Here is a 23,566-nt window from a genome sequence, read left to right on the forward strand (position 1 = left end):
TATGGTAGAAGAAAACATGAAACCGTTTGGCACAATGGCAGAACAAGAGAAACCAGTACCTCATCATCCCGGCCCAAAAGACGAAAATCACGAAATTAAAGGGATGCTGACTTATGAGGACAAAGTCGTCCAAAAAATTGTCGGCCTTGCTTTGGAGTCTGTGGATGGTCTTCTTTCGATTGAAGGTGGATTCTTCTCTAATTTGACAGGAAAATTGATCAACACTGATGACGTCACATCTGGAGTTGATGTAGAAGTAGGTAAAACACAAGTTGCTGTGGACTTAAAAGTCGTGACTGAGTACCGTAAAAATGTACCAGACATTTATGAAAAAATTAAAGAAGTTATCAGCAAAGAAGTAAGTACAATGACTGAGCTGGAAGTTGTGGAAGTCAATGTCACAGTAACGGACATCAAGACTAAGGAACAGCAAAAAGAAGATGAAGTGAGCTTGCAAGATCGAGTGGTCAATGCTGCTCAAACTACAGGAAAATTTACCTCTAACCAAGTAGATAAAGTCAAAGAGAAGGTTGATGATAGCACTTCTCAAGAACCACGAGTTCACTGATTTTAACAGTTAGGCCATTGTATTAGACCTCTTTATGAGGTCTTTTATTAAACAATGCGTTTTAACTTTAGTGTTTCAGAAAAACTCTCTATTTTCTTACTCGAAGTCATTTGGAGCTAAGAGCCACAAATAGAATTTAACATTTAGAATAAAGGAGAATTTAATGATTATAGGTTTAATTAAGGCGAACTTCCCAGGGGAAAGACGAGTTCCTTTGCTTCCGGAAGATATCAATAACTTTAACAATGAACTACTCGTAGAATCTGGATTTGGTGAGTTTTTAGATATTACTGATCAAGAATACATTGATAAAGGCTGCAAGATTCTGCCAAGAGCAGAAATTTTTGAACAAGCAGAAGCCATTTTCTCCCTAAAACTCATACAGCCCAGCGACTATTCCAACATCAAAAAAGGTCAAATGATTATCGGTTGGACTCACCCATATGGTTCAGGGAAAACTTTTATGAAAGAGCAGGCACTTCCGAAAGATTTGGTTGTTGTTGACTTAGATAGTAACTCACCTTCTATCTATTACAAAAATGAAGTGGTGGAATCGGGAATTCCTAAAGGCTTATTATATCGAAATAGTTTTTACGCAGGATTTTCAGGTGTGCTTGATGCCCTTTTGCATTATGGCTTGATTCCAAATGAGAAGACAAAAATCGCAATTCTAGGCTCAGGAAACGTCGCCCAAGGAGCATTTAGTAGTATTTCTAAATTTTCTACAAATGTGAGAATGTATTATCGTAAAACCATACCAATTTTTAAAAAGCATTATTTAGATTATGATATTATTATCAATGGCATCGAAATTGCTAAGGATGATGATCCCATCTTAACTCTTTCCGAACAAAAGCAACTGAAAGATGGAACCTTAATTATTGACGTTGCTGCAGATGCAGGAAATAGTATTGAAGGTACTCATTTTACTACGATGGCGGAACCGATGTACAAAGAAGATGGAAAATATTATTATGTTTTACCTAATACCCCCTCACTTACCTATCGAAATGTGAGTAAAATCTTGAGCAAGGTCTTGAGTGAGCATTTATTTACAGAGGACAGCTCAAGGTTTAACAAAATTAAAAACAACAAAAAAGAATGAAAAAATGGTAAAAAGAGACTTAAAGCTTGCTGAGCAGGCTTTTTTATTATGGTTTTAGCCAGTTGAACACGCGAGGTGTACAAAACAGAAAAACCACCCGCTATGCGAGTGGAAATCAAGTGATTATAGCATAAGTTCTCAAATGTAATGAGAAACTCAGCAATAATCAAAAAGTAAAAATACAGCAAACAAAGCGAATCGGCTACCGTACGCCTAGATTGGTCGAAAGAGTGAAGAATGTGGGGTTTGTTTTAGCGATAATACTTTTTATTTATAATAAGGAATTATTATAACCCTTTTGAAACTTCTTCAAGCGTTTCTCCAAAGCGTTCCAGGACAGTATCGATTTGTTCATAAGTAACAATTGCTGGTGGTTCCATCCGCACTGTTTTGGCATTAACAAGCGTCCCTGCAGTCATTACCCCGCGGGAGAAAAGCCCTTTGGAAACAGCGTAACCAATATCTGTCGTGTTAAACTCTATCCCAATCATCAAACCAATTCCACGCACTTCCTGAATTAATTCAGGATATTTCTTAGCATATTCTTTTAACTTTGGAATGAGGTATTCTCCTTTTTCAAAAGCTTGTTTTGGAATATCATATTTAATCATATACCGAATTGCAGCAAGAGCGGCAGAACAAGCCAGCGGATTCCCGCCAAATGTTGGAGAACCAAGGAGCCAAGGATTATCAATGAGTTGTTGAACCCACATTTTTTTGGTGAAAACAATCCCAGTAATTGGCATAATTCCACCACCGAAAGCTTTTCCAAAAGTCATAATATCGGGGGTGACACCAGACCACTCAGAAGCCCAAATTTTACCAGTTCGTCCCATACCGGTCTGAATCTCATCAAAAATCAATGCTACGCCAAATTCGTCAGCAATTTTTCGGACTTCTTGCAAATAACCTTTAGGAGGGAGTTTAATTCCAGCTTCACCTTGCACAGGTTCTAAGATAATTGCAGCCACTTTTTCGCCAACAGCTTGTAAATTAGCAATGGCTTTTCTCATATCTTCGGCATTACCATACTCAACGTGCTGAACTTGTTGAACCATTGGAAGGTAAGGCTCTCGGTAAGTTCCTTTGCCACCAACAGAGATAGCACCCATTGATTTACCATGAAAAGCTCCAACAGTTGAAATATACCAACGACCACCTGTTGCAATTCGAGCAAGCTTTAAAGACATTTCCACTGCTTCAGCGCCACCATTTGTGAAAAAGGAATATTGTAAATCCCCTGGTGTGATATCAGATACAGCTTTTGCAAGATAAGAACGAAGGGGGTCAAGTAATTCTTGAGAATGAAGGGCTTGATGTTTTAATTGTGCTTGTACCGTTTCTAAAATCTCTTTATTACGATGACCAAAAGTATAAATTCCAAAGCCACCTAAAAAATCAATAAATTCTTCACCATTTAAACCATAGTCAATAGAACCCTCATCATGCCATTCAAGAACAGCAACATCAGTAGAAACTGACTTACGATATTTTAACCATCCAGGACTGACATAGTTGTCGAATCCTTCAAGGGTATCGTTGGTAATTTTTTTGATTGTTTCAGAATCAAAATGATCCTTCTTAATGTAGCTGAGAACTTCATCTAATTTTGCAATCGTTTCTTTTTTATCATATTTAAAATCTTCTTGTGTCATAATTTTTTCTCTTTTCTAGCTATTGAGCATTTTTTTGTATTTTTCTTACTTGCCGTAATCCGTTGGAGAAAACTAATGCGACCGTAACGATTAATATTAAAGTTGCCAAAGCGTTAACGTCGGGAGTGACGGCCACTCTAACCATACTCAAGATGGCAAGAGGGAGGGTTTGAGAATCTGGCCCGACGACGAAGAATGAAATGATGACATCGTCGAGTGATAGCGTAAAGCTTAAAAGAGCTCCAGATATGATTGCAGGCCAGAGCGCAGGAAGCGTTACTTTTGTAAAAGTTTCTCGTTTGTTAGCTCCTAAATCCATTGCTGCTTCTTCAAGTGCCAATGTTTCTTCGGTAAATCCTGCTCTCACTGAGACAACAACGAAAGGAACCGAAAAGGTAACGTGTGCAATAAACAAAGTCAAAAGTCCCAAAGGAATACTAAAGAATGAAAAAATGGATAATAAAGCAATTCCTAAGACAACCTCAGGGATAACAATCGGAACATACACGATTTGATTAACAATATTTTTACCTATAAAATTATATTTAGTAAGTCCAACAGCACCTAAAGTTCCGATAATTGTAGCAATAAAAGTTGCAGAAAGTCCAACGACAAGAGAATTTAAGAGTCCAGTAATCAAGGCCTGATTGTTCCAAAGCCTTCCATACCAATCAATTGTGAATCCTGTAAAAATGATATTTTGGCGAGACTGATTAAATGAAAATATAATCATAACAAGAATTGGGAGGTATAGGAAAACAAATAAGGCAATAATATAGAGTGATTTATACCATCTTTTCTCTTCCATATCAATTCCCTCCTAAATCTTCAAGTCTACCGCCCATTTTTTTGTAAATCCAAAGAATTAGAAAAGTAAAGGCGATAATGGCTACCGACAAAGCAGAACCAAGGGGCCAATTATGAGCTGAGATAAACTGGTCTCGTACCAGATTACCAATAAAAATCGACTTTGAACCGCCCATAATATCAGATACGAAAAAGTAGCCTAAAGTCGGAATGAAAACCATAATCGAACCCGAAAATATGGCTGGTAGTGTTGTTGGTAAGTAGACATACTTGAAAATCTCCCATTTTTTACCACCTAAATCTTGGGTTGCCTCAACTAAACTGATATCAACATTACGAAAGCCAGAAATCAAGGGGAGGAGCATGAAGGGGATAAGGGTATAAACCATACCGAGCACAACAGCAAAATTATTATAAACTAGATCTAAAGGTTTTCCTATAATGTGGATTTTCATCAAAGAAGAATTGAGAATCCCATTGGTTCTCAAGATGGTAATCCATGCATAAAGGCGTAGAACGGATGAAATCATGAAAGGAGTCGTAATCAAAGCGGTTATGACAGATAATATCGCCTTTGATTTGTTGGCAACAAACATTGCGAATGGATAGGCCATCACAATACAAATTAAGGTAACAACCAGTGCTAAGACAAAAGAAAGAATGATGATTCTGCCATAAAGTGCTGAAAAGAGGCTACCATAATTATTTAAAGAAAAACCAAGTTCGACCCCGCCATAAGTCCCTGATTTCATAAAAGACATCAGAGTGACGTCCAACAATGGGAAGGCAACAAAGAGTCCCAACCAAACAATGAGTGGTAAAAGCAAAATATATTTAAACCAGTCAACAGAGGTTCTTAGCTTAAAGTTAGCTATCAAATACATCACCTCCTAAAAAACTGAAGTTAGGGTGGGAGATGGCATTGTAAATTTCATTGCCCTCGTTTTGGAGGAGTACAACTTTTTCAGGTTTGAAGCTGATAAAAACCATCTCTCCATTTTTAAATTCTGCGATATGACCGGTTGTTGTTTTTTGAACAGAACCATTGGCAATGGAAATTATCAGTTGAGTGCTCCCGCCGACAAAAATTTGATCAGAGATAATCCCCGGAATTCCATGATCACGAGAAAGTTCAATGTATTCAGGTCTTACAGCAAATGAAATTAAATCACCCACACGGATATGAGTAGGTCTTGGGATAATAAATTCACCTGCTTCGACAGCTACATGGACAGTATCTTTCCCAAGTTTTTTGACCTGACCATTCCAAACATTACTTTCACCAATGAAGTCTGACACAAATTCAGTTGCAGGTTTTTCGTAAATTTTATAAGGATAGTCAATTTGATCAATCTTTCCATTATTTATAACAGCAATTCGGTCGGAAATTGTCATAGCTTCCTCTTGGTCATGTGTGACAAAAATGAAAGTTAAACCAAGCCTTTTTTGGATTTTGCGTAATTCAAGTTGCATGGATTTACGTAATTTCCTATCTAACGCAGATAAAGGTTCGTCTAAAATAAGAACTTTAGGTTGATTGATTAGTGCTCGCGCAATTGCCACTCGCTGTTTTTGTCCCCCAGAAAGCTGGTGAGGCATTCTATTTTCAAAACCAGAAAGTTGCACCAGATGAAGCATCTGGGAAACTCTTTCTGATTTCTCTTTTTGAGGGAATTTTTTTAAAGTCAAACCAAAGGCAACATTTTCAGCTATTGTTAGATTTGGGAAAAGCGCATACTGCTGGAACACAGTATTAACTGCCCGCTCATAAGCAGGAACGCCTGCGATATTTTTTCCATCAAGGAAAATTTGACCTGAGGTTGGCTGCTCAAACCCTGCAATCATTCGGAGTAGGGTTGTTTTTCCAGAACCTGACGGTCCAAGAATAGAAATAAACTCTCCTTCCTTAATATCCAAATCTAAATTTTTTAAAATATAGTTTTTTCCGTAATATTTGTCAAGATTACGGATTTTTATGATATCGACCATAAGAGTCCTCCAAGCATTTGCTGAACGCTATAAAGCTTTTGAACCACTCTCTCCCGTTCGAATGCGGACGACAGTTTCAAGTGGTACGACTGCAATTTTACCATCTCCAACGTTTCCTGTTGAAATTTCCTTGACAATTTCAGAGAGGAGTTTTTCGCTCTGTTCATCTTCAATATAAGTGACAACAGCAATTTTGGGGAGAAGATTGACGTGAAATTGTCCGCTATTAAGTTCCGTTACTTTTGATATGTCGCTATTTTGGTTTCCTGCACCCATTGCGGAATAAACAGTCATCCCATGGACGCCATTTTTTGCAAGAATATCGTTTAACTTTTCAAGAGATTTTGGACGTATTGTAATTTCCAATTTTTTCATTAGTAATCCTCATTTCTTATTTTTATATTGCATTTGGAAAGCTACATCATGGAATTTTCTGCCTTTTTCTTTTTTTCATATCATCTTCACCTCTTTTTTATGCTTATTTTATTTGTTGATTATTGATTGACGAAATTGTTCCATATTCTATCAATATCTCGTGTTTTCGTACCGACATCAAGTGGCATTTGTGCTTTTTTTATCTGATCAGATGTTAAATTGCGCATCGAATCTTTTTTCCATTCGCTTGGCAAGTAAGCCCAGGATGCTTTATTTGGATTGAGATAGGGATACTTTTTCACGATGCTAGCAAAAACTTTTGGGTCTTCTATATAGTTGATAAATTTTTCAACATTTTTTCCACCTTTTGCGTGTTTAAACTTCATAAAATTATCAAGCTGTAAATCAACGCCTGAACTTGGATAAACACCTACAATGTCCTTGTTACTTGCTTGTGCCATTGTTATTTCAGCGTTGTAGACAAGACCAATATTAGCTTCACCATTCGCAAGCAAAGCATGCGGAGCATCAGAATCAATTGCTTTAATATTTGGACGTAGATTTGATAGAAAATTCTTAGAAAATCCTAGACTTTTTGGTGTAAGCTGATTGATGTTCATGTTGGAATTGATTAATGAAGAATCAATTATAGCCCTCTGGTCAGAAACGATAACGATTGAATCCTTGAATTTTGGATTGAGCAAGTCAGAATAATTACTAATAGGAGCGACCTTAGCTTTATTGTAAGCCAAAGCTAGATAAGAACCTAGGTAGGGCAAAGAGTAACTATTTGTTTTATCATAAGAAAGTTTCAACCAAGACTTTGCATAATTTTTTATATTTGGAATTTCTTGTTTATCTAATTTATCTAGCAATCCTACTTTCTTTAAAATTTCGACATCATTTCCTGGAGCGACCACGAGGTCGTAGGTTCCAGGAGAAACAGCCCGTACTTTAGCAATCATTTCATCTGGTGAGGAAAAAGTAGTCATATTAATATGAGTACCAGTTTTCTTCTCGTAATTATCTAATACCGACTGTGGCATATAGGAGGACCAAATAATTAAATTGAGCTGTTTTTTTGGTTTTCTAACCTGATAGGCGATGATAAGTGCCGCCAGAATCAAGAAAGCTATAGTTGTTATAAAAATTTTTTTCATTAGGTTTCCTTTCAAATAAATATCATTTTATAGAAATCTGCGGAAATGTATTCTTAAAAATAAACACATCTGTGTCACTTTTTATTACATGATATACTTTTAAAAGAAATTTGTCAATAAAAAAATTGGAATTTTATATCCAATTTTAAATTTTTTATAATATAAAAGCTAGTTCGTGTTAGAATTCGTTACATTGAACTGTTTGATTCCTTTTGATATATTCGTAGAAATTATAAAAAATACGAAATGAATCCAAAAAAAGTTGACATCCACGACTGTACTGTGTATAATAGTACACGTGGTACACGAAATTGAAAAAGAGAAAGGTTATTATGCATTTAGACCCTAATCACCCGAAACCAATCTATGAGCAGATTATTCTGAATATCAAAAAAGAGGTTCTTCAAGGCATATTATTGCCTGGAGAGAAGCTGCCATCGGTTAGAACGTTGGCAAAAGATTTAAGTATCAATCCAAATACTATTAGTAAAGCTTACAAAGAGTTAGAAAATCAGGAAGTTATTATTAGTGTGAAAGGAAAAGGTTCTTTTGTTAGAAACATAGAGCCTGAAAATACAAGATCTGTCCAAGATGAAAAAAAATTAAAGCAGCAACTGAGGGAATGGCTTGTTGAAGCACATTATTTGCAAGTCCCTCTGAAAACCATTTATCAATGGATTGATGAGGAAGCGCAGGAGAATTTACATGGAAATTAGAAATTTAGGAAAAACAATCAATCAAAAACAAATTTTAAAAAATATCAACCTTGATATTCCAAAAGGAATCATCTATGGTATTGTCGGGCGTATTGGTTCTGGAAAAACAACATTGTTTAGAACAATTGCTAGCCATTATCTTATGGATGAGGGGAAAATTTTAATTGATCAACAAGATATTAATCAAGAAACTTACTTGAAAAATGATATTTTCTACCTTGACACTCAATTTCGGTATCTAGATCCGCTCAATCCTAAACAAATCTCAAAATATTTGGGCCTTATCTATCCTTTGTTTGATAATGGTACTTTTGAGCGTCTCGTTGCTCAATATGAACTTCCTAATCAACGTTTTCATACTTACTCCAAGGGAATGCAGGCTTTGATGGTCATTATTTTGGCCTTGTGTTCTAATTGTAGCTATGTTATTTTGGATGAACCGCTTGATGGTTTGGATGTGATTGTTCGCAAACAAGTTAGAGATTTGATGTTTGACATGATTGATGGACAAGAACGGACAATTATTTTGGCGTCGCACAATCTTAATGAGTTAGAAAAATTGGTTGATCAAATTGCCTTTATCAGAGATCAAACGATTGTTTCCACTTTTTCGTTAGAAGATGAAAAAGAAAATGCGAGAAAATTACAGTTAGTATTTCAGAATGAAAAAATTCCAGCAGAAGTCATGACGGCTGGTAAAATTCTCAATATTCAAGGGAGAGTCGTCACAGCGCTTTTTGAGCAGTATGATGCGTCTCTAAAAGAAATGCTCCTTCAACATCAACCGCTTCTCATGGAAGAACTTCCCATCACTCTCGAAGATTTATTTTTGAGTAAATTTTCAAATAAAGTATTGTAGTATAAGGAAAAACAAAAATATGAACACAAGTCATCTTATCAAAATCACTTGGCAGCGCTCCAAGGCAATCGTCCTGATTTTAGGTTTTCTCTTAGTCTTTTTTAGTGTGGTATACAGCACTCAACAAACAAATGCTTGGATAAGAAATCAAAACTATGCTAAATCTAAAGTGGCAAAACAATCCTATCAAAATTATCTCCAAGCTCAAAAAAGCACGGAAAAGAAGATTAATCAAAAATATAAAGAAAGTCAAAATCAAGCAGATATTTGGAAATATATCTCATCGATTAGTGATAGCAGTCAAGTCACTTTCGACCAAAAAACAAATCATTTCAATGTAAAAGCAGACTCATATAAGTCATTTACTGGCGATGGTTCCCAATATCTATTTACTCAATATTCTCTAGATGGAAATCACACAGTGCGCAATCCTCAGAAAATCACAGTGACGACAGTAGAGCATTCAGGCTTTATCTTTGCTCTGAAAGCTAGTTTGGGTCAAGCGTTTACTTTTAATCTCTTTACCATTTTCTTTATTATTGCTGGCTTTGCGCTTTGTTTTTGGGATTATAAATCAAATTTTACTCTTTTACTTTTTTCTTCGGGTTATTGTCGGAAAGATTTGCTCAAGAGCAAGATTAAGACTTCTTTATTCCCATTGCTTGCTTTTTCAGTCGTGGCTATGGGTGTAAATCTTGCGATTTTATATGCTCGAATTCCACACCAGTATATCAATTATCCATTTGAAAAACTGCTTGCTTTGCATTTGTGTGTGTTAGTGATTGCAACTGTGAATTATTTCATTGGTTTATTTGTTGGGTTGATTGTTGGACAAGTGTTGACAGGACTCTTGTCATTGTGTGGATTTTATTTTGGACTTACGCTTATATTAGAAAATATTTTAAATTTGGCTGGATATTTGTCGGGGCAGAAGCAGGGTACTGCTGATAATTTGTATGGGATTTTTGATTCTTACGCAGGGTGGCTAGTAATAAGTATAATCTTACTCATTATTGGTATAATTTTATACTTTGCAGCTCAGAAAGCTTACCAACATCTGAGTTTGGAAGAACGTAATAATTATCTTCTTTTTCCAAAATTGCGGATCCCTTTAATTGTTTTTGCGACTTTATTTGTACCCTTGGCAATTTTTGGAAATTTGTCTTATCTTTACTATCCAGAGTTTTATCCGATTGATCCTCCGTTTATAGGACATCGAATTATTAAAATCCTTATTACTATGGGAATTACAGCATTCGCAATGATTCTATTAAATAATCAGCAAAAAGTGTATCAATGGATTTCTAAAATGAGTAAATAATCAAAAAATTGTCAGTCATTAACTGGCAATTTTTTTGATATAATGGGAATTGGAAATTTCTGGAAAAGGGATGAAAATGCAAAGTGAAAATCAAGAAATTGAAAAATTTTGGGATGAGTTTTCTGGTGAATATGAGGAGATTCAAAGCGAAAGTGTGCTGAATATTGCAGAGGATGTAGCTAAATTTTTACTTTCGAAAAAAATTTTCCCTTGTGAGTATTTGCTTGATCTGGCTGGAGGAAGCGGGAAGTATTTACCCGCTTTTTCGGCGTTTAGTCGTGCCTATGATTTGGTGGATATTTCACAAAAAATGCTGAATTATGCACGAAAAAAAGATGTGCTGGAAAATGTCAGATTTATTCATCAAAATCAAGCCCAGTTTTTGCAAAGTACTGCAAGTGATACGTATGATTTTGTTTTTTCAGCGATGAATCCGGCGCTTTTTAGAAAAGCTGATTTGGTTGAACTAAATCGAATAAGCAAGGGCACTGTTGGAATTTTACGTCTGAAATCAGATACGGATTTGTTCGCTCAAGTGGAAAAAATGGAATTGACTGTGACTGAGGAGGATCAGCCGTTAAGGGAGTACAAAAAGTGGCTAAAAGAGTTGGCTTATCCATTTAGTGTTGAAAGGTTCAGTTTTAATCAAGCAGAGATCATTTCTGCGGATTTTTTTTCGGAGTATTTTTCAATGGATTTTTCTAAAGAAAAGCTGGCAGACTTGTTACAGACTTTTTTTGAGGGGAAAGAGGAAATCAGCAGCTCAAGAAGGATTGTTTTTGAATTGCTTTATTGGGAAAAAGGGAAGTCATGAGCGTTTAAAAGTTTTTTTGAGTTTTTATGGTTGCAATATTTCTCTAAAATGTTATACTTGATAAGTCAATGATTGAGCTATCAATTGTTGGAGAAAGGAGCAGAGCGGTATGGAGCTTAAGGAAATCAGTCAATTACTTTATCAGTTAAAACTTGCGAATCAAGAAATGACATCAATTTTTGAGAAAGCGACGGGTTTTAGTTTGACGCGTTATGAGTTGATGCGGATTTTGGTTTGTAAGGGTAAATGCTCTCAAACTCAATTGCAAGTGGCCTTGCGGATTGATAGTGCAGCGGTGACGAGACATTTAAAACAGCTCGAGGAAAAAAATTATGTTGTGCGCAAACGTAATGAGAAAAATAATCGAGAAGTTTTTGTGGAAGTCACTACAAAAGCTCAAGAGGAGCTAGAGCGTTGTGCTCATGCACGGCATTCGGAGCAAGATGGCTTGGATATCGGATTGACTGAGGATGAAGAAGAACAGCTTTTGAGTCTGCTTACAAAATTAACTAATAATAGAGGAAAAAATGGCGAATAAATTTATAAATAATGACTTTTCAGAACTTGTGTTTGGACGAAAATCAGTTCGACTTTATGATGAAACTTATAAAATCTCTCATGAAGAAATGCTAGAAATGATTCAAGAAGCAACGACGGCTCCTTCATCAGTGAATTTGCAGCCTTGGCGTTTTGTGGTCGTGGAAACAGAGGCTGAGAAAGCTAAATTGAAACCTTTGATTCGTTTTAATACCCGACAAAATGACAGTTCGTCAGCGATGGTTTTGATTTTTGGTGATTTGGAGTCTTATGAATACACTGAGGAAATTTACAGCCAAGCTGTTCATGAAGGCAAGATGCCCCAAGAAGTCAAAGAGCAACACGTAGGTGCGATTGTGTCAAGTTATGGTAAGATGGATCGGGCTGAAAGAAGTGATATTGTCAAGATTGATGGTGGTTTGGCGGCCATGCAATTGATGTTGATCGCGCGTGCGCATGGTTATGAAACGAATCCAATTGGTGGGTTCGAGCATGATCAGTTGGCTGAAGCTTTTGGTTTGGACAAGGAACGCTATGTCCCTGTTTTGATTTTGGCAATTGGTAAGGCGGTTGAGAAAGGCTATGAGTCTGTTCGTTTAGCTCCTGAAAAGATTACAACTTTTAAATAAAAAAGAAAAATAGTGTTGAAAAGTAAAGTTTTTTAAAGAAATTTTACTTTTTTTGTGTAATAGCTCTTGACAAGTCGCGTGAAAAGTTTTAAAATTATCATCAACATCAGAAAAGTAACTCTTTATTAGGATTTTTCAGGAAGTCTGCGGTTGTGCGAGCAGATAAGTTCGAAAGGGTGAATGGGCTGATTTGAAAGGCGAGAACTATGGTTTTTCGCAAAAATTGATTTGAAATGATAAAAATCACGGCTGCTTCCGATACCAAGCGACTCGTTGTTAGACGAGGATAAGATAAGGCTTTTTGGGACATTTTTTTTGCTCCTTGGAAAGTTTTAAATTACGGTGGCACCGCGTGGAATACGTCCGTAGAGTAGTTGATACTCTGCGGGCTTTTTTGTATTTTGAGAAAAGGAATCCTTAGACATGATGAAACGATGGCGATAATTTTATTTTTTTAAAGTTGGAAATTGCAGGGGAATTTTCCCCAAAAAAGAAAGTATAGAGATAAAAAATGAGAAAAATAAAAGAAATTTCTGCGGATACCTTGACGCCTATTTCGGTTTATCTGCGATTGTCAGGTCAAAATAAAGTGATTTTGGAGTCTATTCCACGTGAAAATGACCAATCGCGTTTTTCGATTCTTGCTGTCAATCCGGTCAAAACGGTCAAATTTGCTGACGGAATTTTGAGCGTTGATGATCAAGTCATTGCTACTGACGAACCGCTCAAAGTGTTGGAAGATTTAGTGGTTGAGGCAGGAGAAAATGCTGACGAAACTGAACTGGATTTACCTTTTGTTAGTGGAGCGATTGGTTATGCGGGATTTGATACTTACGGAATCGTAGAGAAGATTCAGCCAGAACTTGTGGACAGCATTGGTACGCCAGATATTTATTTTATGCTTTATGAAAATGCGGTGATTTTTGATCATAAGCGTGAGAAATTGATTTTGATTGAGGATAATGTTTACAGCAAACGTAGCGAAGAGGAATTGCTGACGGCTTTGTCTGAGAAAATCGCAACTTTGTCCGTGCTGACGGAAGCTGAAAAAAGTGTTCCTCCGCTTGAAAAATTGACTTTTAAGAGTAACATGAGCCAAATTGATTTTGAGGAAAAAGTTGCTCGGGCGCAAGAATTGATTAAAAATGGCGATATGTTTCAAATCGTTCTGTCACAACGCTTGACGGCTGATTTTAATCAAGATCCTTTTGCTTATTACCGTCAATTACGAGTGGAAAATCCATCATCTTATATGTATTTTCTCGAGTTTGATGATTTTCATGTCATTGGAAGCTCGCCGGAGCGCTTGGTGGCTGTTCATGGCAATCAGGTTTCGACAAATCCGATTGCTGGAACAAGAAAACGTGGCGCAAATGAATTTGAAGATCAAGCCTTGATTGAAGAGCTGGAAAATGATCAAAAAGAATTAGCCGAACATAAAATGCTGGTGGATTTAGGTCGCAATGATCTTGGGAAAATTTCAAAATACGGATCAATTGAAGTACCTGTCTTTATGAAAGTCGAAAAATATCGTTACGTCATGCACATCACAAGTGAGGTGACAGGCGAGCTACGACCTGAATTTAGCGCAATGGATGCACTTGTCGCGACTTTGCCAGCAGGGACTTTGTCTGGAGCGCCAAAACATAGGGCTTATCAGCGGATTTACGAGTTTGAAAATGAAAAACGTGGCATTTATGGTGGAGCTATCGGTTATCTGACTAAAAACGGAAATTGCGATTTTGCGATTGCGATTCGAACAATGGTGCTGAAAAATCAAAAGGCTCATGTTCAAGCGGGAGCGGGAATTGTTTTTGATTCGGTGCCTGAGCAGGAGTATCAAGAAACGTTAAATAAGGCACGTGGCTTACTGGAAATCGGCAAATAAGAGGCCGAGGTTGCTGCTAGGGGCGGATGATTCTATTTTGCCCAATGGTTTCAACACTTGAAGGAGAAAAAATGATTTTAATAATTGATAACTACGATAGTTTTACATACAATTTGGTGCAGTATGTCGGGGCTTTGAGTGAGGTTGCGGTTGTTCGTAATGATGATGAGCAGTTGTATGAGATGGCGCAAAAAGCGGAGGCTTTGATTTTTTCTCCTGGGCCTGGTTGGCCAGCAGATGCGGGGAAAATGGAGGCGCTGATTCGGGAATTTGCTGGTCAAAAACCAATCTTAGGGATTTGTCTTGGTTTTCAAGCGATTGTGGAAGTTTTTGGTGGAAAATTGCGATTGGCACATCAGGTTATGCATGGTAAAAATTCGCAGGTGCGCCAGACCTCAGGCAATCTCCTTTTCGGACAGTTGCCTTCAAAATTTTTGGTCATGCGTTATCATTCGATTGTTATGGATGAAAATGTTGCTTTGCCTGATTTTGCAATTACGGCTGTGGCCAATGATGATGGTGAAATTATGGCCATTGAAAATGAACGTGAGCAGATTTATGGTCTGCAATTTCATCCAGAGTCCATTGGGACGTTGGATGGGATGGTGATGATTGAGAATTTTGTGAAACACGTGAAAGCGAATGGGGTGAAATAAATGAAAAATGAACTTGAAAAAGTGATGTCAGGTCGTGATATGACGGACAATGAAATGAATATGCTTGCGAACTCGATTATTCAAGGGGAGTTGAGCGAGGTGCAAATTGCTGCTTTCTTGATTGCTTTGCATATGAAGGGGGAGGCGGCCAGCGAATTGACTGGACTTGCTCGCGCTTTGCAAACAGCGGCAGTAAGGATTCCAACGGGAATTGTGGATGCCATGGACAATTGTGGCACTGGAGGCGATCGTTCTTTTAGTTTCAATATTTCAACGACGGCGGCTTTTGTTTTGGCGGCTGGTGGTGTTCATATGGCCAAACATGGGAATCGTTCGATTACATCAAAATCTGGTTCGGCAGATGTCCTCGAGGCGCTGGGAATCAATTTGTATTTGCCGGCAGAGCGCTTGGCTGAGGTGTTTGACAAGGTGGGCTTGGTTTTCCTTTTTGCTCAAAATTTGCATCCAGCCATGAAATATTTCACGCCGGTGCGCAGACAACTGGAAATTCCAACCATTATGAATTTGACAGGGCCTTTGATTAATCCCATCGCTCTCAAAACACAGCTTTTAGGAACATCACGTCCTGATTTGCTTGAATTGACCGCCAATGTCCTGAAAGGATTGGGTCGCGAAAGAGCGCTGGTTATTACAGGAGAGGGAGGAATGGACGAGGCAGCGCTTTTCGGAACGAACCATTATGCCCTTTTGGAAAATGGCGAAGTGAGTTTGCATCAGTTTACAGCAGCTGATGTGGGCATGAAAGAAGTTCAACTCAATGAAATCCGTGGTGGCGAAGCGCCCGAAAATGCTGACATTTTGGTCAAAGTCCTTGAAAATGAACCGTCAGCATTTTTGGAGACCACTGTGCTGAATGCTGGCCTCGGCTTTTATGCTAACGGCAAAGTGGAATCCATCCAAGCCGGAATTGAGCTGGCTCGCTACATCATCTCTTCTGGACAAGCCCTTGCCAAATTGCACGAATTGCAAGCAGAACAAGTCGGCTGAGGAGAAATTACTGACGCAAAGTAGAGAAAATGCTGACGCAACTGAAAACTTGGCGTCAGCGCCAGAAAAAATGCTGACGCAACTGCAAACTAGGCGTCAGTGCCAGAGAAAATGCTGACGCAACTGCAAACTAGGCATCAGTGCCAGAGAAAATGCTGACGCAACTGCAAACTAGGCGTCAACGCTAGAAAAAATGCTGACGCAACTATTTTTACATAAAAAAATCGCCAAAAAGTTGGCGAAAGTTAGAAAATTAGTTTTAACAAAATTTATTTTTTAAGATGTGATTTTTGATAATCCCAGCGGAAAAGTTGTACGAAAAATGATAGCGCCCCAAGGATCCAAAGGACAAAAAGCCAGTTGGGCATCCAGTATTTTTGCAACAATATCATGGAAAAATTAAGCAAGGAAAAAATAAATAGCCATCGACGTTCTTGGAGCCGAATCTGCTCAATTTGATGTAGATTTTCTTCAGAATAACCCTGGTTGCTCCAATATTTCTTCTCTTTATCGTTCATCGCATTCTCCTTTTCGTTCAAGTTGATACGTTTATTATAACTCTAAAATAACCTAATCGCAACAAAAGATATAGTTCAGAAAAAACTCAACATTTACACCGAATCTTATGCTAAAATAAAAGCAGAAAAAATGCTGACGCAACTGCAAACTAGGCGTCAGCGCTAGAAAAAATGCTGACGCAAATCCCATTCGTCCTTAAAGAAAAGAGCAACCCATGAAAATTCCCAAAGCCAAATTTTTAGAAACTATTCTTGCCCAAAAACGCCAAGAAGTCGCGCAGATGCCGGCAGAAAAGCCCCAAAAAGTGCGCCAAACTTACAAACTTTATGATTTTTTGAAACAGCATGAAAATCAGTTGCAAATCATCGCCGAAGTCAAAAAAGCCAGTCCTAGTCTGGGTGACATCAATCTTGACGTGGACATCACGGTGCAGGCGAAAACTTACGAAAAAGCAGGCGCAGCCATGATTTCGGTGCTGACCGACCCCGTGTTTTTCAAAGGTGACATTGCCTATCTGCGTGAAATTTCCGAAAAAGTGAAAATTCCGACTTTAAACAAAGATTTTATCATTGACCAAAAGCAAATTGATCGAGCGATTAACGCAGGAGCCACGGTGATTTTACTGATTGTTGCTTGCTTTGAAAATGATTTTGCCGGCTTGAAAAAACTGTATACTTATGCCATACAGCAAGGATTAGAGGTACTGGTTGAAACGCACAATAAGGCAGAACTTGACCTTGCTCACGCACTTGGCGCAAAAATCATCGGTGTCAACAATCGTAACCTCAAAACCTTTGAGGTCAGTCTGCAAAATTCACTGGATTTAGTAAAAGATTTTCAAGCGGAAAATGTCTATATTTCAGAAAGTGGCATCTTTGGAACACAAGAAGCTGAGCGCGTCGCCCCATATTTCAATGCAATTTTGGTAGGGACAGCACTGATGCAAGCCAAAAACGTAGAGAAAATGCTGACGCAACTGAAAACGAAGCGTCAGTGCGAGAAAAAATGCTGACGCAACTGAAACTTAGGCGTCAGTGCCAGAAAAAATGCTGACGCAACTGAAACTTAGGCATCAGTGCCAGAGAAAATACTGACGGATTTGAAAATAGTCCGCTTATGATGTTCAAACTTTACTCGAAGAAAAATGGAACTCAAAAAAATGAAAATTAAAATCTGTGGTCTCTCCACAAAAGCAGCCGTTGACACAGCCTGCCAAGCTGGCGCCACTCATTTAGGATTTATTTTATCAAAATCTCGACGGCAAATTTCCCCAGAAAAAATTGCAGAAATCACGTGCGACGTTCCTCAAAACATCCAAAAAGTCGGTGTCTTTGTCAACGAGCCTCTTGTCTTCGTCAAAAATGCGGTCAAACTTGGCAAACTTGACATCGTGCAACTGCATGGCAGTGAAGACATGACCTACATTTCCGCGCTCGACCTTCCCGTGATTAAAGCAATTTCTAGCCTTCAACAAAGCAAAAAATACGAAGGCGTAACCCTTCTGTTTGATAGCCCAAAAGGCGGAAGCGGTGAAACATTTGATTGGAAGACCGATTTATCAGCCGTCGAAACTCCCTATTTTATTGCCGGCGGTTTGACACCTGAAAATGTAGCCACTGCCCTTCACCACTACCCAAACGCCTACGGTGTCGACGTATCAAGCGGTGTGGAAACAAAAGGCGTGAAAGATTTATCAAAGATAGAAGCTTTCATAAAAAATGCAAACTTCGTCGCATCCCAAAGCTGAAAAAAGTGGGAGAGTCAAGGCAGCCACTCAAAGTAAGAAAATCAAAAGAATAAAAGGAGAAAACATGACCTATAACCAACCCAACGAAAAAGGATTTTACGGCAAATTTGGCGGACAATTCGTCCCAGAAACCTTGATGACAGCTGTCAAGGAACTTGAAGTTGCCTATGAAGAAAGTAAAAACGACCCCGCTTTTCAAGCAGAGTTTGAAAATCTCCTTAAAGATTATGTAGGACGAGAAAGTCCGCTTTATTTGGCGCAACGATTGACGGACTATGCCGGCGGAGCCAAAATTTACCTTAAACGTGAAGATTTAAATCACACTGGCGCCCACAAAATTAACAATGCTTTGGGACAAGTTCTCCTTGCTAAAAAAATGGGTAAAAACAAAGTCATTGCCGAAACAGGTGCGGGACAACACGGTGTTGCCACAGCCACAGCAGCCGCTCTTTTTGGCATGGAATGTACGATTTATATGGGAGAAGAAGACGTAAAACGTCAAGCACTGAATGTTTTTCGGATGGAATTATTGGGTGCCAAAGTCCACAGTGTTGTAGACGGTTCGCGCGTGCTCAAAGATGCCGTTAATGCCGCTTTGCGCGCTTGGGTGGCCAATGTTGAAGACACTCATTATGTGATGGGTTCCGTTCTTGGCCCACATCCCTATCCCCAAATTGTCCGAGATTATCAAGCCGTTATTGGGCGGGAGGCGCGCGCGCAATTTTTGGACAAAGAAGGAAAACTCCCCGATGCACTTGTCGCTTGTGTGGGCGGAGGCTCAAATTCTATGGGGCTTTTCTATCCCTTTGTTAATGATGAAAAAGTAGAAATGTACGGTGTAGAAGCTGCAGGCTTAGGCGTTGACACTCCATATAACGCAGCAACAATTACTAGTGGACGCCCCGGAATTTTGCATGGTCAACTTATGGATGTTTTACAAGATGAAAATGGTCAAATCCTAGAAGCTTTCAGTATCTCGGCAGGTCTTGATTATCCGGGAATTGGCCCAGAACACAGTTATTTCAATGCCATTGGACGAGCAAAATACGTTGATATCACCGATGATGAAGCCGTTGAAGCCTTTCAACTCCTTTGTAAACTTGAAGGCATTATTCCAGCACTAGAAAGTTCACACGCGATTGCCTATGCTATCAAATTAGCCAAAGAACTTGGCAAAGACAAAACAATGATTGTCTGCTTATCAGGGCGTGGCGATAAAGATGTAAACCAAATCAAAGAACGACTAGAATCAGGAGAAACGAGCTTAGAACATTACATTAAAAACCAACAACGCCTCGATGCCTTGGAACAAGACTGAGCTTGCTCTTTTCTATTTAAAAAAGGAAAAAATATGAAAACATTAGAAAAACATTTGAAAAAATTGGATAAAATCTTCATTCCTTACATTATGGCTGGAGATCATGAACGAGGACTTGAGGGTTTGCAAGAAACTGTTGATTTGTTAGCAAATGCAGGCGCTTCAGCTATTGAAATCGGCGTTCCCTTTTCTGACCCTGTCGCTGATGGCCCAGTCATCGAACAAGCAGGATTACGTGCTTTGGCAAATCAAGTCAGCTTGACAGGAATTGTTAAAAGCTTGCAAACATTGAAAGCGACCGTGCCGCTGATTATCATGACCTATATGAATCCTGTTTATCAATATGGGACAGAAAAATTCTTAGCCGATTTGGCAGACACCGCAGTTAAAGGGTTGATTGTACCCGATTTGCCAATGGAAGCCCAAAACTTCATCACCGATTATTTGGCAGAAAAAGATTTGGCTTTGATTCAATTGGTTAGTTTGACCACAGGTTTAGAACGACAAAAAGCGTTGATTAAGAATGCCGAAGGTTTTGTTTATGCGGTGGCAGTCAATGGCGTGACCGGTAAGGAGAATGCTTATTCAGATACACTTGATGAACATTTGAAAGTTCTGTCAGGACTGAGCACAGTCCCTGTATGTGTTGGTTTTGGGGTGTCTAATTTGGCGGATGTTGAGCGTTTCAATAAAGTTTCTTCGGGTGTTATCGTTGGCTCTAAGATTGTTCGTGATTTGCATGAGGGTAAAAAAGCAGAGGTTATCTCCTTTATCAAAGCCGCTTCACAAAAATAAAAAAAAGAAAGAAAAAAGACTTGACAGCGTTTTCCATAAATGCTATAATCAAATTAAATAAAACGGTTACACAAATACGGATGGTGATTATTAAGTTAAGCTAGACCTTATCGTGCCCTATATACGTCTGTATAGGGAGATAAGGTCTATTTTTTTGGAAAAAATGGAGTAAAGCGTGAAGATCAAAAAAGTTCTGAACAACAACGTCGTCATTGCAAAAAATAATAATGAGGAAGAAACCATTCTAATGGGTTTGGGCTTGGGTTTTGGGAAAAGAGCTGGCGAGTGTGTCGAAGACAAAAAGATTGAAAAAATCTTTGCCTTGAAAGTTACCTCTGCTCAGCAAAATTTTTCAGAGCTACTCTCGGAGATTCCAGGAAGTATTATTGAGCTTTCAATGGTGACGCTGGCTGAAGCGAAAACGACATTCAATAAGGAAATATCCGATACAATCCTCGTGGCTTTTGCCGATCACTTGGACGCTGCGATTAAGCGGGCAGAAAAAAAGATTGCGGTTAAAAATTTCTTGCTTTGGGATATCAAGCGCTTCTTCCCTGAAGAATTTAAGATCTGTCTGACAACTTTAGAGAAAGTTAATCAACAATTTTCTATCTCATTACCAGAAGATGAGGCGGGATTTTTGGCGATGCACATCGTCAATGGAACCTTGGGAAGCGGACATGAATATGCCACAGAGTTGACCAAACTGATGGAAGAAATTTTGACCACTTTAAAGTACACCTTGCAGGTCAATTTTAATGAGCAGGATGCTTATTTCCAGCGCTTCATCACTCATTTGAAATTTTTTACAGAACGAGTGTTTTCGCAGACTGTGACAGATGAGGTGGCTGATGAAGATTTATTTACCTTGATTATTCGTAAATATCCTAGGGCTTATCTTGGAACGTCGAAAGTGAGCGACTTTTTGAAACAAACGAAAAATTATCAAGTTTCACAAAGTGAGCAGATTTATATGACGGTGCATTTAGCACGAATTTTGGAGAAAATCCAAAAAACTTAACTTAAAATCTAAGTTGGATTTTAAAAACAGACGCTCAGCGTCAATTAACTTTGGTAACAATTGGATCGTGACATTAGGTTGGCGAGACCTCTAAAAAATATTATATTTTGGAGGTTTGTAATGGGCAAATATGAAGCTCTTGCAAAAGACATTGTAGCAAACGTGGGTGGCAAAGAAAATGTCATTTCCGTTATTAACTGTATCACGCGCTTGCGTTTTAAACTCAGAGATGAGAAGAAGGCAAATACGGAAGCGTTGAAAAAGATGGATGGCGTAGTAACGGTCATGAAATCTGGCGGACAGTATCAAGTCGTGATTGGAAATCATGTTCCTGACGTGCGTGCAGACGTGGATGCCGTTTTGGGCGTCCTTGAGACTTCAGAGGAAGATGCGGGGAAAAAAGGAAATCTCTTTGACCAGTTTGTAGATATGATTTCTGGAATCTTCCAACCGATTCTTGCACCGCTTTCTGCAGCAGGTATGCTCAAAGGGGTGAATGCCATCCTTTCGTTCTCACTAGGGCAAGGTTATCAGGCGTCATCAACTTATGCCGTCCTTAATGCAATGGGCGATGGTTTATTCCTCTTTTTACCAATTTTCATAGGCTTTGCGGCGATGAAAAAATTTAGAGGGTCACCTTTTGTAGGGATGATGATTGCGACTGCTTTGGTTTATCCTGGTTTCCTAGATGGTTCAATCACTGCGACATTTGCTAAAAGTGGTGGATTGGATTTGTTTGGCATTCCGTTTTCGGTGCCTGCGGCAGGTTACGGCTCAACTGTGATGCCAATTATTGCGATTACAGCTTTTGCAGCATTTCTAGAGCGACAATTGAAAAAGATTATTCCTGACGTGGTGAAACTTTTCTTGGTGCCATTCTTTACAGCAATCATCTCTGTTCCTCTTGGATTTTTGGTGATTGGGCCAGTGATGAACGTGGCTTCGGATGCGTTGGGTAAAGGATTGATGGCTTTACAAGGCTTTAATCCGATTATCTTTGGACTGGTGCTTGGTTTTGCTTGGCAAGTCTTGGTAATGTTTGGACTGCACTGGGCAATTGTTCCTTTTGCGATTATTTCTTTGGCCAAAGGAGAGCCTACGGCACTCTTAACAGCAGCTGGGGTAGCTTCTTTTGCTCAAACGGGTGCTGTTGGTGCGGTGATGTTGAAAACGAAGGATAAAAAACTTCGCGAAATGGCCATTCCAGCCTTTATCTCTGGTTGGTTTGGGGTAACGGAGCCTGCGATTTACGGGATTACCCTTCCTAAGAAACGTCCATTCTGGATTTCTTGTGCGGTCAGTGGTGTTCTTGCTGCGGTAGCAATGGGAATGGGAATTAAAGCTTACACAATGGGAGCACTTGGTATTTTCAGCTTCACTTCAAATATCTCATTGGATGGTGATGTCTCTGGTGCTGTGAAGATGATGATTTTGGCAGGGATTGCGGTTATTGCAGGATTTATCGTAACCTACATCGTAGGTTTTGAAGATGAAATCGTGGAAGTGAGCGAAGATGTAGTGGCAACACCTGTTAATTTTGCTAAACAAAAGACTAATAAAGAAGTGATTTTCACTCCAATTGAAGGTCATGTGATTCCTTTGTCAGAAGTGAAAGATGCTGCCTTTTCAGCGGAAATCATGGGTAAAGGAGTAGCAATTGAGCCTACTATCGGTGAAGTACGCGCCCCTTTTGATGGGATGGTCATGATTTTATTCCCAACGAAGCACGCGATTGGTCTGGTTTCAGATCAGGGTTCTGAGGTATTGGTGCATATCGGTATTGATACGGTGCAACTTGAGGGACAATACTTTGAGACTTTTGTCAAACAAGGGCAAATGGTCAAAAAAGGTGATTTGTTGATTAAATTTGATATTGAAAGCATCCAAAATGCAGGTTATAGTACACAGGTGCCGATTATCGTGACTAATTCACAAGATTATATGGATGTGCTTGCGACGGATAAAGCTTATGTGAAAAAAGATGAAATGCTTTTGACAGCTATTGGAGCTCAGACGACGGAACTTGTGGCAAATCCAGTATAAAAAGAAATGATGATTAAAAAATTAAGAGAGAAGAGA

25 protein-coding genes are annotated in these 23,566 nt (G+C 38.8%); 17 read left to right on the forward strand and 8 right to left on the reverse strand.

From position 1 onward, the window contains the following. Positions 1–34: 34 nt before the first annotated feature. Together EQJ87_RS00435 and EQJ87_RS00440 are read left to right on the forward strand one after the other, a co-directional pair. Positions 35–568 carry an Asp23/Gls24 family envelope stress response protein gene (locus tag EQJ87_RS00435; protein ID WP_223804532.1) on the forward strand — a complete coding sequence of 178 codons (534 nt, stop codon included), beginning with the start codon at positions 35–37 and terminating at the stop codon, positions 566–568. A 163-nt stretch (positions 569–731) separates the two neighbouring features. Then, positions 732–1,673 carry a Rossmann-fold NAD(P)-binding domain-containing protein gene (locus tag EQJ87_RS00440; protein ID WP_130122815.1) on the forward strand — a complete coding sequence of 314 codons (942 nt, stop codon included), beginning with the start codon at positions 732–734 and terminating at the stop codon, positions 1,671–1,673. 287 nt (positions 1,674–1,960) lie between these two features. On the opposite strand, the gene EQJ87_RS00445 is transcribed toward EQJ87_RS00440, so the two are convergent. The 6 genes from EQJ87_RS00445 to EQJ87_RS00470 form a co-directional block, all read right to left on the reverse strand. Next, positions 1,961–3,328, reverse strand: coding sequence for a putrescine aminotransferase (locus tag EQJ87_RS00445; RefSeq protein WP_130122816.1), 1,368 nt, complete (start codon positions 3,326–3,328; stop codon positions 1,961–1,963). Positions 3,329–3,347: 19 nt separating this feature from the next. Further along, positions 3,348–4,136: an ABC transporter permease gene (locus tag EQJ87_RS00450; RefSeq protein WP_130122817.1), complete on the reverse strand. Its 789-nt coding sequence runs from the start codon at positions 4,134–4,136 to the stop codon at positions 3,348–3,350. Between the two features lies 1 nt (position 4,137). Next, complete coding sequence (locus EQJ87_RS00455) at positions 4,138–5,013, reverse strand: ABC transporter permease (RefSeq protein WP_223804461.1); 876 nt, start codon at positions 5,011–5,013, stop codon at positions 4,138–4,140. Continuing rightward, on the reverse strand, positions 5,003–6,124 hold the full coding sequence (locus EQJ87_RS00460) for an ABC transporter ATP-binding protein (protein WP_130122819.1): 1,122 nt from the start codon (positions 6,122–6,124) through the stop codon (positions 5,003–5,005). The genes EQJ87_RS00455 and EQJ87_RS00460 overlap by 11 nt, the downstream gene beginning before the upstream one ends. Positions 6,125–6,151: 27 nt before the next feature. Next, positions 6,152–6,499, reverse strand: coding sequence for a P-II family nitrogen regulator (locus EQJ87_RS00465; RefSeq protein WP_130122820.1), 348 nt, complete (start codon positions 6,497–6,499; stop codon positions 6,152–6,154). Positions 6,500–6,618: 119 nt separating this feature from the next. Beyond that, a complete protein-coding gene (locus EQJ87_RS00470) occupies positions 6,619–7,659 on the reverse strand; it encodes a polyamine ABC transporter substrate-binding protein (protein ID WP_130122821.1) in 1,041 nt (346 codons plus the stop codon). Positions 7,660–7,970: 311 nt separating this feature from the next. Between EQJ87_RS00470 and EQJ87_RS00475 the strand changes: the two genes are divergently transcribed. The 6 genes from EQJ87_RS00475 to EQJ87_RS00500 all read left to right on the forward strand — a co-directional run bounded on the left by EQJ87_RS00475 (position 7,971) and on the right by EQJ87_RS00500 (position 12,535). Continuing rightward, complete coding sequence (locus tag EQJ87_RS00475) at positions 7,971–8,375, forward strand: GntR family transcriptional regulator (protein ID WP_223804462.1); 405 nt, start codon at positions 7,971–7,973, stop codon at positions 8,373–8,375. Continuing rightward, positions 8,365–9,234 (forward strand): ATP-binding cassette domain-containing protein, encoded by an 870-nt coding sequence (locus tag EQJ87_RS00480; RefSeq protein ID WP_130122822.1) that lies wholly within the window; start codon positions 8,365–8,367, stop codon positions 9,232–9,234. Before EQJ87_RS00475 ends, EQJ87_RS00480 begins: the two co-directional genes overlap by 11 nt. A gap of 19 nt (positions 9,235–9,253) precedes the next feature. Further along, entirely contained in the window at positions 9,254–10,555 is a 1,302-nt protein-coding gene (locus tag EQJ87_RS00485) for an ABC transporter permease subunit (RefSeq protein WP_130122823.1), read from the forward strand. A 49-nt stretch (positions 10,556–10,604) separates the two neighbouring features. Continuing rightward, a complete protein-coding gene (locus tag EQJ87_RS00490; RefSeq protein WP_223804463.1) occupies positions 10,605–11,369 on the forward strand; it encodes a methyltransferase domain-containing protein in 765 nt (254 codons plus the stop codon). A gap of 109 nt (positions 11,370–11,478) precedes the next feature. Then, positions 11,479–11,907, forward strand: a complete 429-nt coding sequence (locus EQJ87_RS00495; protein ID WP_130122824.1) for a MarR family winged helix-turn-helix transcriptional regulator — start codon at positions 11,479–11,481, stop codon at positions 11,905–11,907. Next, positions 11,897–12,535: a nitroreductase family protein gene (locus EQJ87_RS00500; RefSeq protein ID WP_130122825.1), complete on the forward strand. Its 639-nt coding sequence runs from the start codon at positions 11,897–11,899 to the stop codon at positions 12,533–12,535. The genes EQJ87_RS00495 and EQJ87_RS00500 overlap by 11 nt, the downstream gene beginning before the upstream one ends. Positions 12,536–12,641: 106 nt before the next feature. On the opposite strand, the gene EQJ87_RS00505 is transcribed toward EQJ87_RS00500, so the two are convergent. Continuing rightward, positions 12,642–12,845 carry a hypothetical protein gene (locus EQJ87_RS00505; RefSeq protein ID WP_130122827.1) on the reverse strand — a complete coding sequence of 68 codons (204 nt, stop codon included), beginning with the start codon at positions 12,843–12,845 and terminating at the stop codon, positions 12,642–12,644. Between the two features lie 201 nt (positions 12,846–13,046). On the opposite strand from EQJ87_RS00505, the gene trpE reads away from it, so the two are divergent. From trpE to trpD, 3 genes are all read left to right on the forward strand, one after another. Further along, positions 13,047–14,423 (forward strand): anthranilate synthase component I, encoded by a 1,377-nt coding sequence (gene trpE / locus EQJ87_RS00510; RefSeq protein WP_130122828.1) that lies wholly within the window; start codon positions 13,047–13,049, stop codon positions 14,421–14,423. Between the two features lie 71 nt (positions 14,424–14,494). Next, positions 14,495–15,079, forward strand: a complete 585-nt coding sequence (locus tag EQJ87_RS00515) for an aminodeoxychorismate/anthranilate synthase component II (protein ID WP_130122829.1) — start codon at positions 14,495–14,497, stop codon at positions 15,077–15,079. Next, on the forward strand, positions 15,080–16,087 hold the full coding sequence (trpD, locus tag EQJ87_RS00520) for an anthranilate phosphoribosyltransferase (protein WP_130122831.1): 1,008 nt from the start codon (positions 15,080–15,082) through the stop codon (positions 16,085–16,087). Positions 16,088–16,356: 269 nt separating this feature from the next. Here trpD and EQJ87_RS00525 read toward each other — a convergent pair whose 3' ends face one another. After that, positions 16,357–16,605: a hypothetical protein gene (locus tag EQJ87_RS00525; RefSeq protein WP_130122832.1), complete on the reverse strand. Its 249-nt coding sequence runs from the start codon at positions 16,603–16,605 to the stop codon at positions 16,357–16,359. Positions 16,606–16,820: 215 nt separating this feature from the next. On the opposite strand from EQJ87_RS00525, the gene trpC reads away from it, so the two are divergent. The 6 genes from trpC to EQJ87_RS00555 all read left to right on the forward strand — a co-directional run bounded on the left by trpC (position 16,821) and on the right by EQJ87_RS00555 (position 23,530). Further along, entirely contained in the window at positions 16,821–17,618 is a 798-nt protein-coding gene (gene trpC, locus EQJ87_RS00530; RefSeq protein WP_130122833.1) for an indole-3-glycerol phosphate synthase TrpC, read from the forward strand. A gap of 132 nt (positions 17,619–17,750) precedes the next feature. Then, positions 17,751–18,353 (forward strand): phosphoribosylanthranilate isomerase, encoded by a 603-nt coding sequence (locus tag EQJ87_RS00535; protein WP_223804464.1) that lies wholly within the window; start codon positions 17,751–17,753, stop codon positions 18,351–18,353. A gap of 64 nt (positions 18,354–18,417) precedes the next feature. After that, complete coding sequence (gene trpB / locus EQJ87_RS00540; protein ID WP_130122834.1) at positions 18,418–19,671, forward strand: tryptophan synthase subunit beta; 1,254 nt, start codon at positions 18,418–18,420, stop codon at positions 19,669–19,671. 33 nt (positions 19,672–19,704) lie between these two features. Continuing rightward, positions 19,705–20,466 (forward strand): tryptophan synthase subunit alpha, encoded by a 762-nt coding sequence (trpA, locus tag EQJ87_RS00545; protein ID WP_130122836.1) that lies wholly within the window; start codon positions 19,705–19,707, stop codon positions 20,464–20,466. A 175-nt stretch (positions 20,467–20,641) separates the two neighbouring features. After that, entirely contained in the window at positions 20,642–21,487 is an 846-nt protein-coding gene (licT, locus tag EQJ87_RS00550) for a BglG family transcription antiterminator LicT (RefSeq protein ID WP_130122838.1), read from the forward strand. Positions 21,488–21,607: 120 nt separating this feature from the next. Next, positions 21,608–23,530: a beta-glucoside-specific PTS transporter subunit IIABC gene (locus tag EQJ87_RS00555; protein ID WP_130122839.1), complete on the forward strand. Its 1,923-nt coding sequence runs from the start codon at positions 21,608–21,610 to the stop codon at positions 23,528–23,530. The last annotated feature ends 36 nt before the right edge of the window (positions 23,531–23,566 follow it).

This window comes from Lactococcus sp. S-13 (assembly GCF_004210295.1).
Lineage (GTDB): Bacteria > Bacillota > Bacilli > Lactobacillales > Streptococcaceae > Lactococcus.

What these genes read in the sequence shown, in the direction of transcription:
- EQJ87_RS00435 (WP_223804532.1), top strand. Translation starts at nt 35, where the DNA reads ATGGCAGAACAAGAGAAACCAGTACCTCATCATCCCGGCCCAAAAGAC.
- EQJ87_RS00440 (WP_130122815.1), top strand. Translation starts at nt 732, where the DNA reads ATGATTATAGGTTTAATTAAGGCGAACTTCCCAGGGGAAAGACGAGTT.
- EQJ87_RS00445 (WP_130122816.1), bottom strand. Translation starts at nt 3,328, where the DNA reads ATGACACAAGAAGATTTTAAATATGATAAAAAAGAAACGATTGCAAAA.
- EQJ87_RS00450 (WP_130122817.1), bottom strand. Translation starts at nt 4,136, where the DNA reads ATGGAAGAGAAAAGATGGTATAAATCACTCTATATTATTGCCTTATTT.
- EQJ87_RS00460 (WP_130122819.1), bottom strand. Translation starts at nt 6,124, where the DNA reads ATGGTCGATATCATAAAAATCCGTAATCTTGACAAATATTACGGAAAA.
- EQJ87_RS00465 (WP_130122820.1), bottom strand. Translation starts at nt 6,499, where the DNA reads ATGAAAAAATTGGAAATTACAATACGTCCAAAATCTCTTGAAAAGTTA.
- EQJ87_RS00470 (WP_130122821.1), bottom strand. Translation starts at nt 7,659, where the DNA reads ATGAAAAAAATTTTTATAACAACTATAGCTTTCTTGATTCTGGCGGCA.
- EQJ87_RS00480 (WP_130122822.1), top strand. Translation starts at nt 8,365, where the DNA reads ATGGAAATTAGAAATTTAGGAAAAACAATCAATCAAAAACAAATTTTA.
- EQJ87_RS00485 (WP_130122823.1), top strand. Translation starts at nt 9,254, where the DNA reads ATGAACACAAGTCATCTTATCAAAATCACTTGGCAGCGCTCCAAGGCA.
- EQJ87_RS00495 (WP_130122824.1), top strand. Translation starts at nt 11,479, where the DNA reads ATGGAGCTTAAGGAAATCAGTCAATTACTTTATCAGTTAAAACTTGCG.
- EQJ87_RS00500 (WP_130122825.1), top strand. Translation starts at nt 11,897, where the DNA reads ATGGCGAATAAATTTATAAATAATGACTTTTCAGAACTTGTGTTTGGA.
- EQJ87_RS00505 (WP_130122827.1), bottom strand. Translation starts at nt 12,845, where the DNA reads ATGTCCCAAAAAGCCTTATCTTATCCTCGTCTAACAACGAGTCGCTTG.
- trpE (WP_130122828.1), top strand. Translation starts at nt 13,047, where the DNA reads ATGAGAAAAATAAAAGAAATTTCTGCGGATACCTTGACGCCTATTTCG.
- EQJ87_RS00515 (WP_130122829.1), top strand. Translation starts at nt 14,495, where the DNA reads ATGATTTTAATAATTGATAACTACGATAGTTTTACATACAATTTGGTG.
- trpD (WP_130122831.1), top strand. Translation starts at nt 15,080, where the DNA reads ATGAAAAATGAACTTGAAAAAGTGATGTCAGGTCGTGATATGACGGAC.
- EQJ87_RS00525 (WP_130122832.1), bottom strand. Translation starts at nt 16,605, where the DNA reads ATGAACGATAAAGAGAAGAAATATTGGAGCAACCAGGGTTATTCTGAA.
- trpC (WP_130122833.1), top strand. Translation starts at nt 16,821, where the DNA reads ATGAAAATTCCCAAAGCCAAATTTTTAGAAACTATTCTTGCCCAAAAA.
- EQJ87_RS00535 (WP_223804464.1), top strand. Translation starts at nt 17,751, where the DNA reads ATGGAACTCAAAAAAATGAAAATTAAAATCTGTGGTCTCTCCACAAAA.
- trpB (WP_130122834.1), top strand. Translation starts at nt 18,418, where the DNA reads ATGACCTATAACCAACCCAACGAAAAAGGATTTTACGGCAAATTTGGC.
- trpA (WP_130122836.1), top strand. Translation starts at nt 19,705, where the DNA reads ATGAAAACATTAGAAAAACATTTGAAAAAATTGGATAAAATCTTCATT.
- EQJ87_RS00555 (WP_130122839.1), top strand. Translation starts at nt 21,608, where the DNA reads ATGGGCAAATATGAAGCTCTTGCAAAAGACATTGTAGCAAACGTGGGT.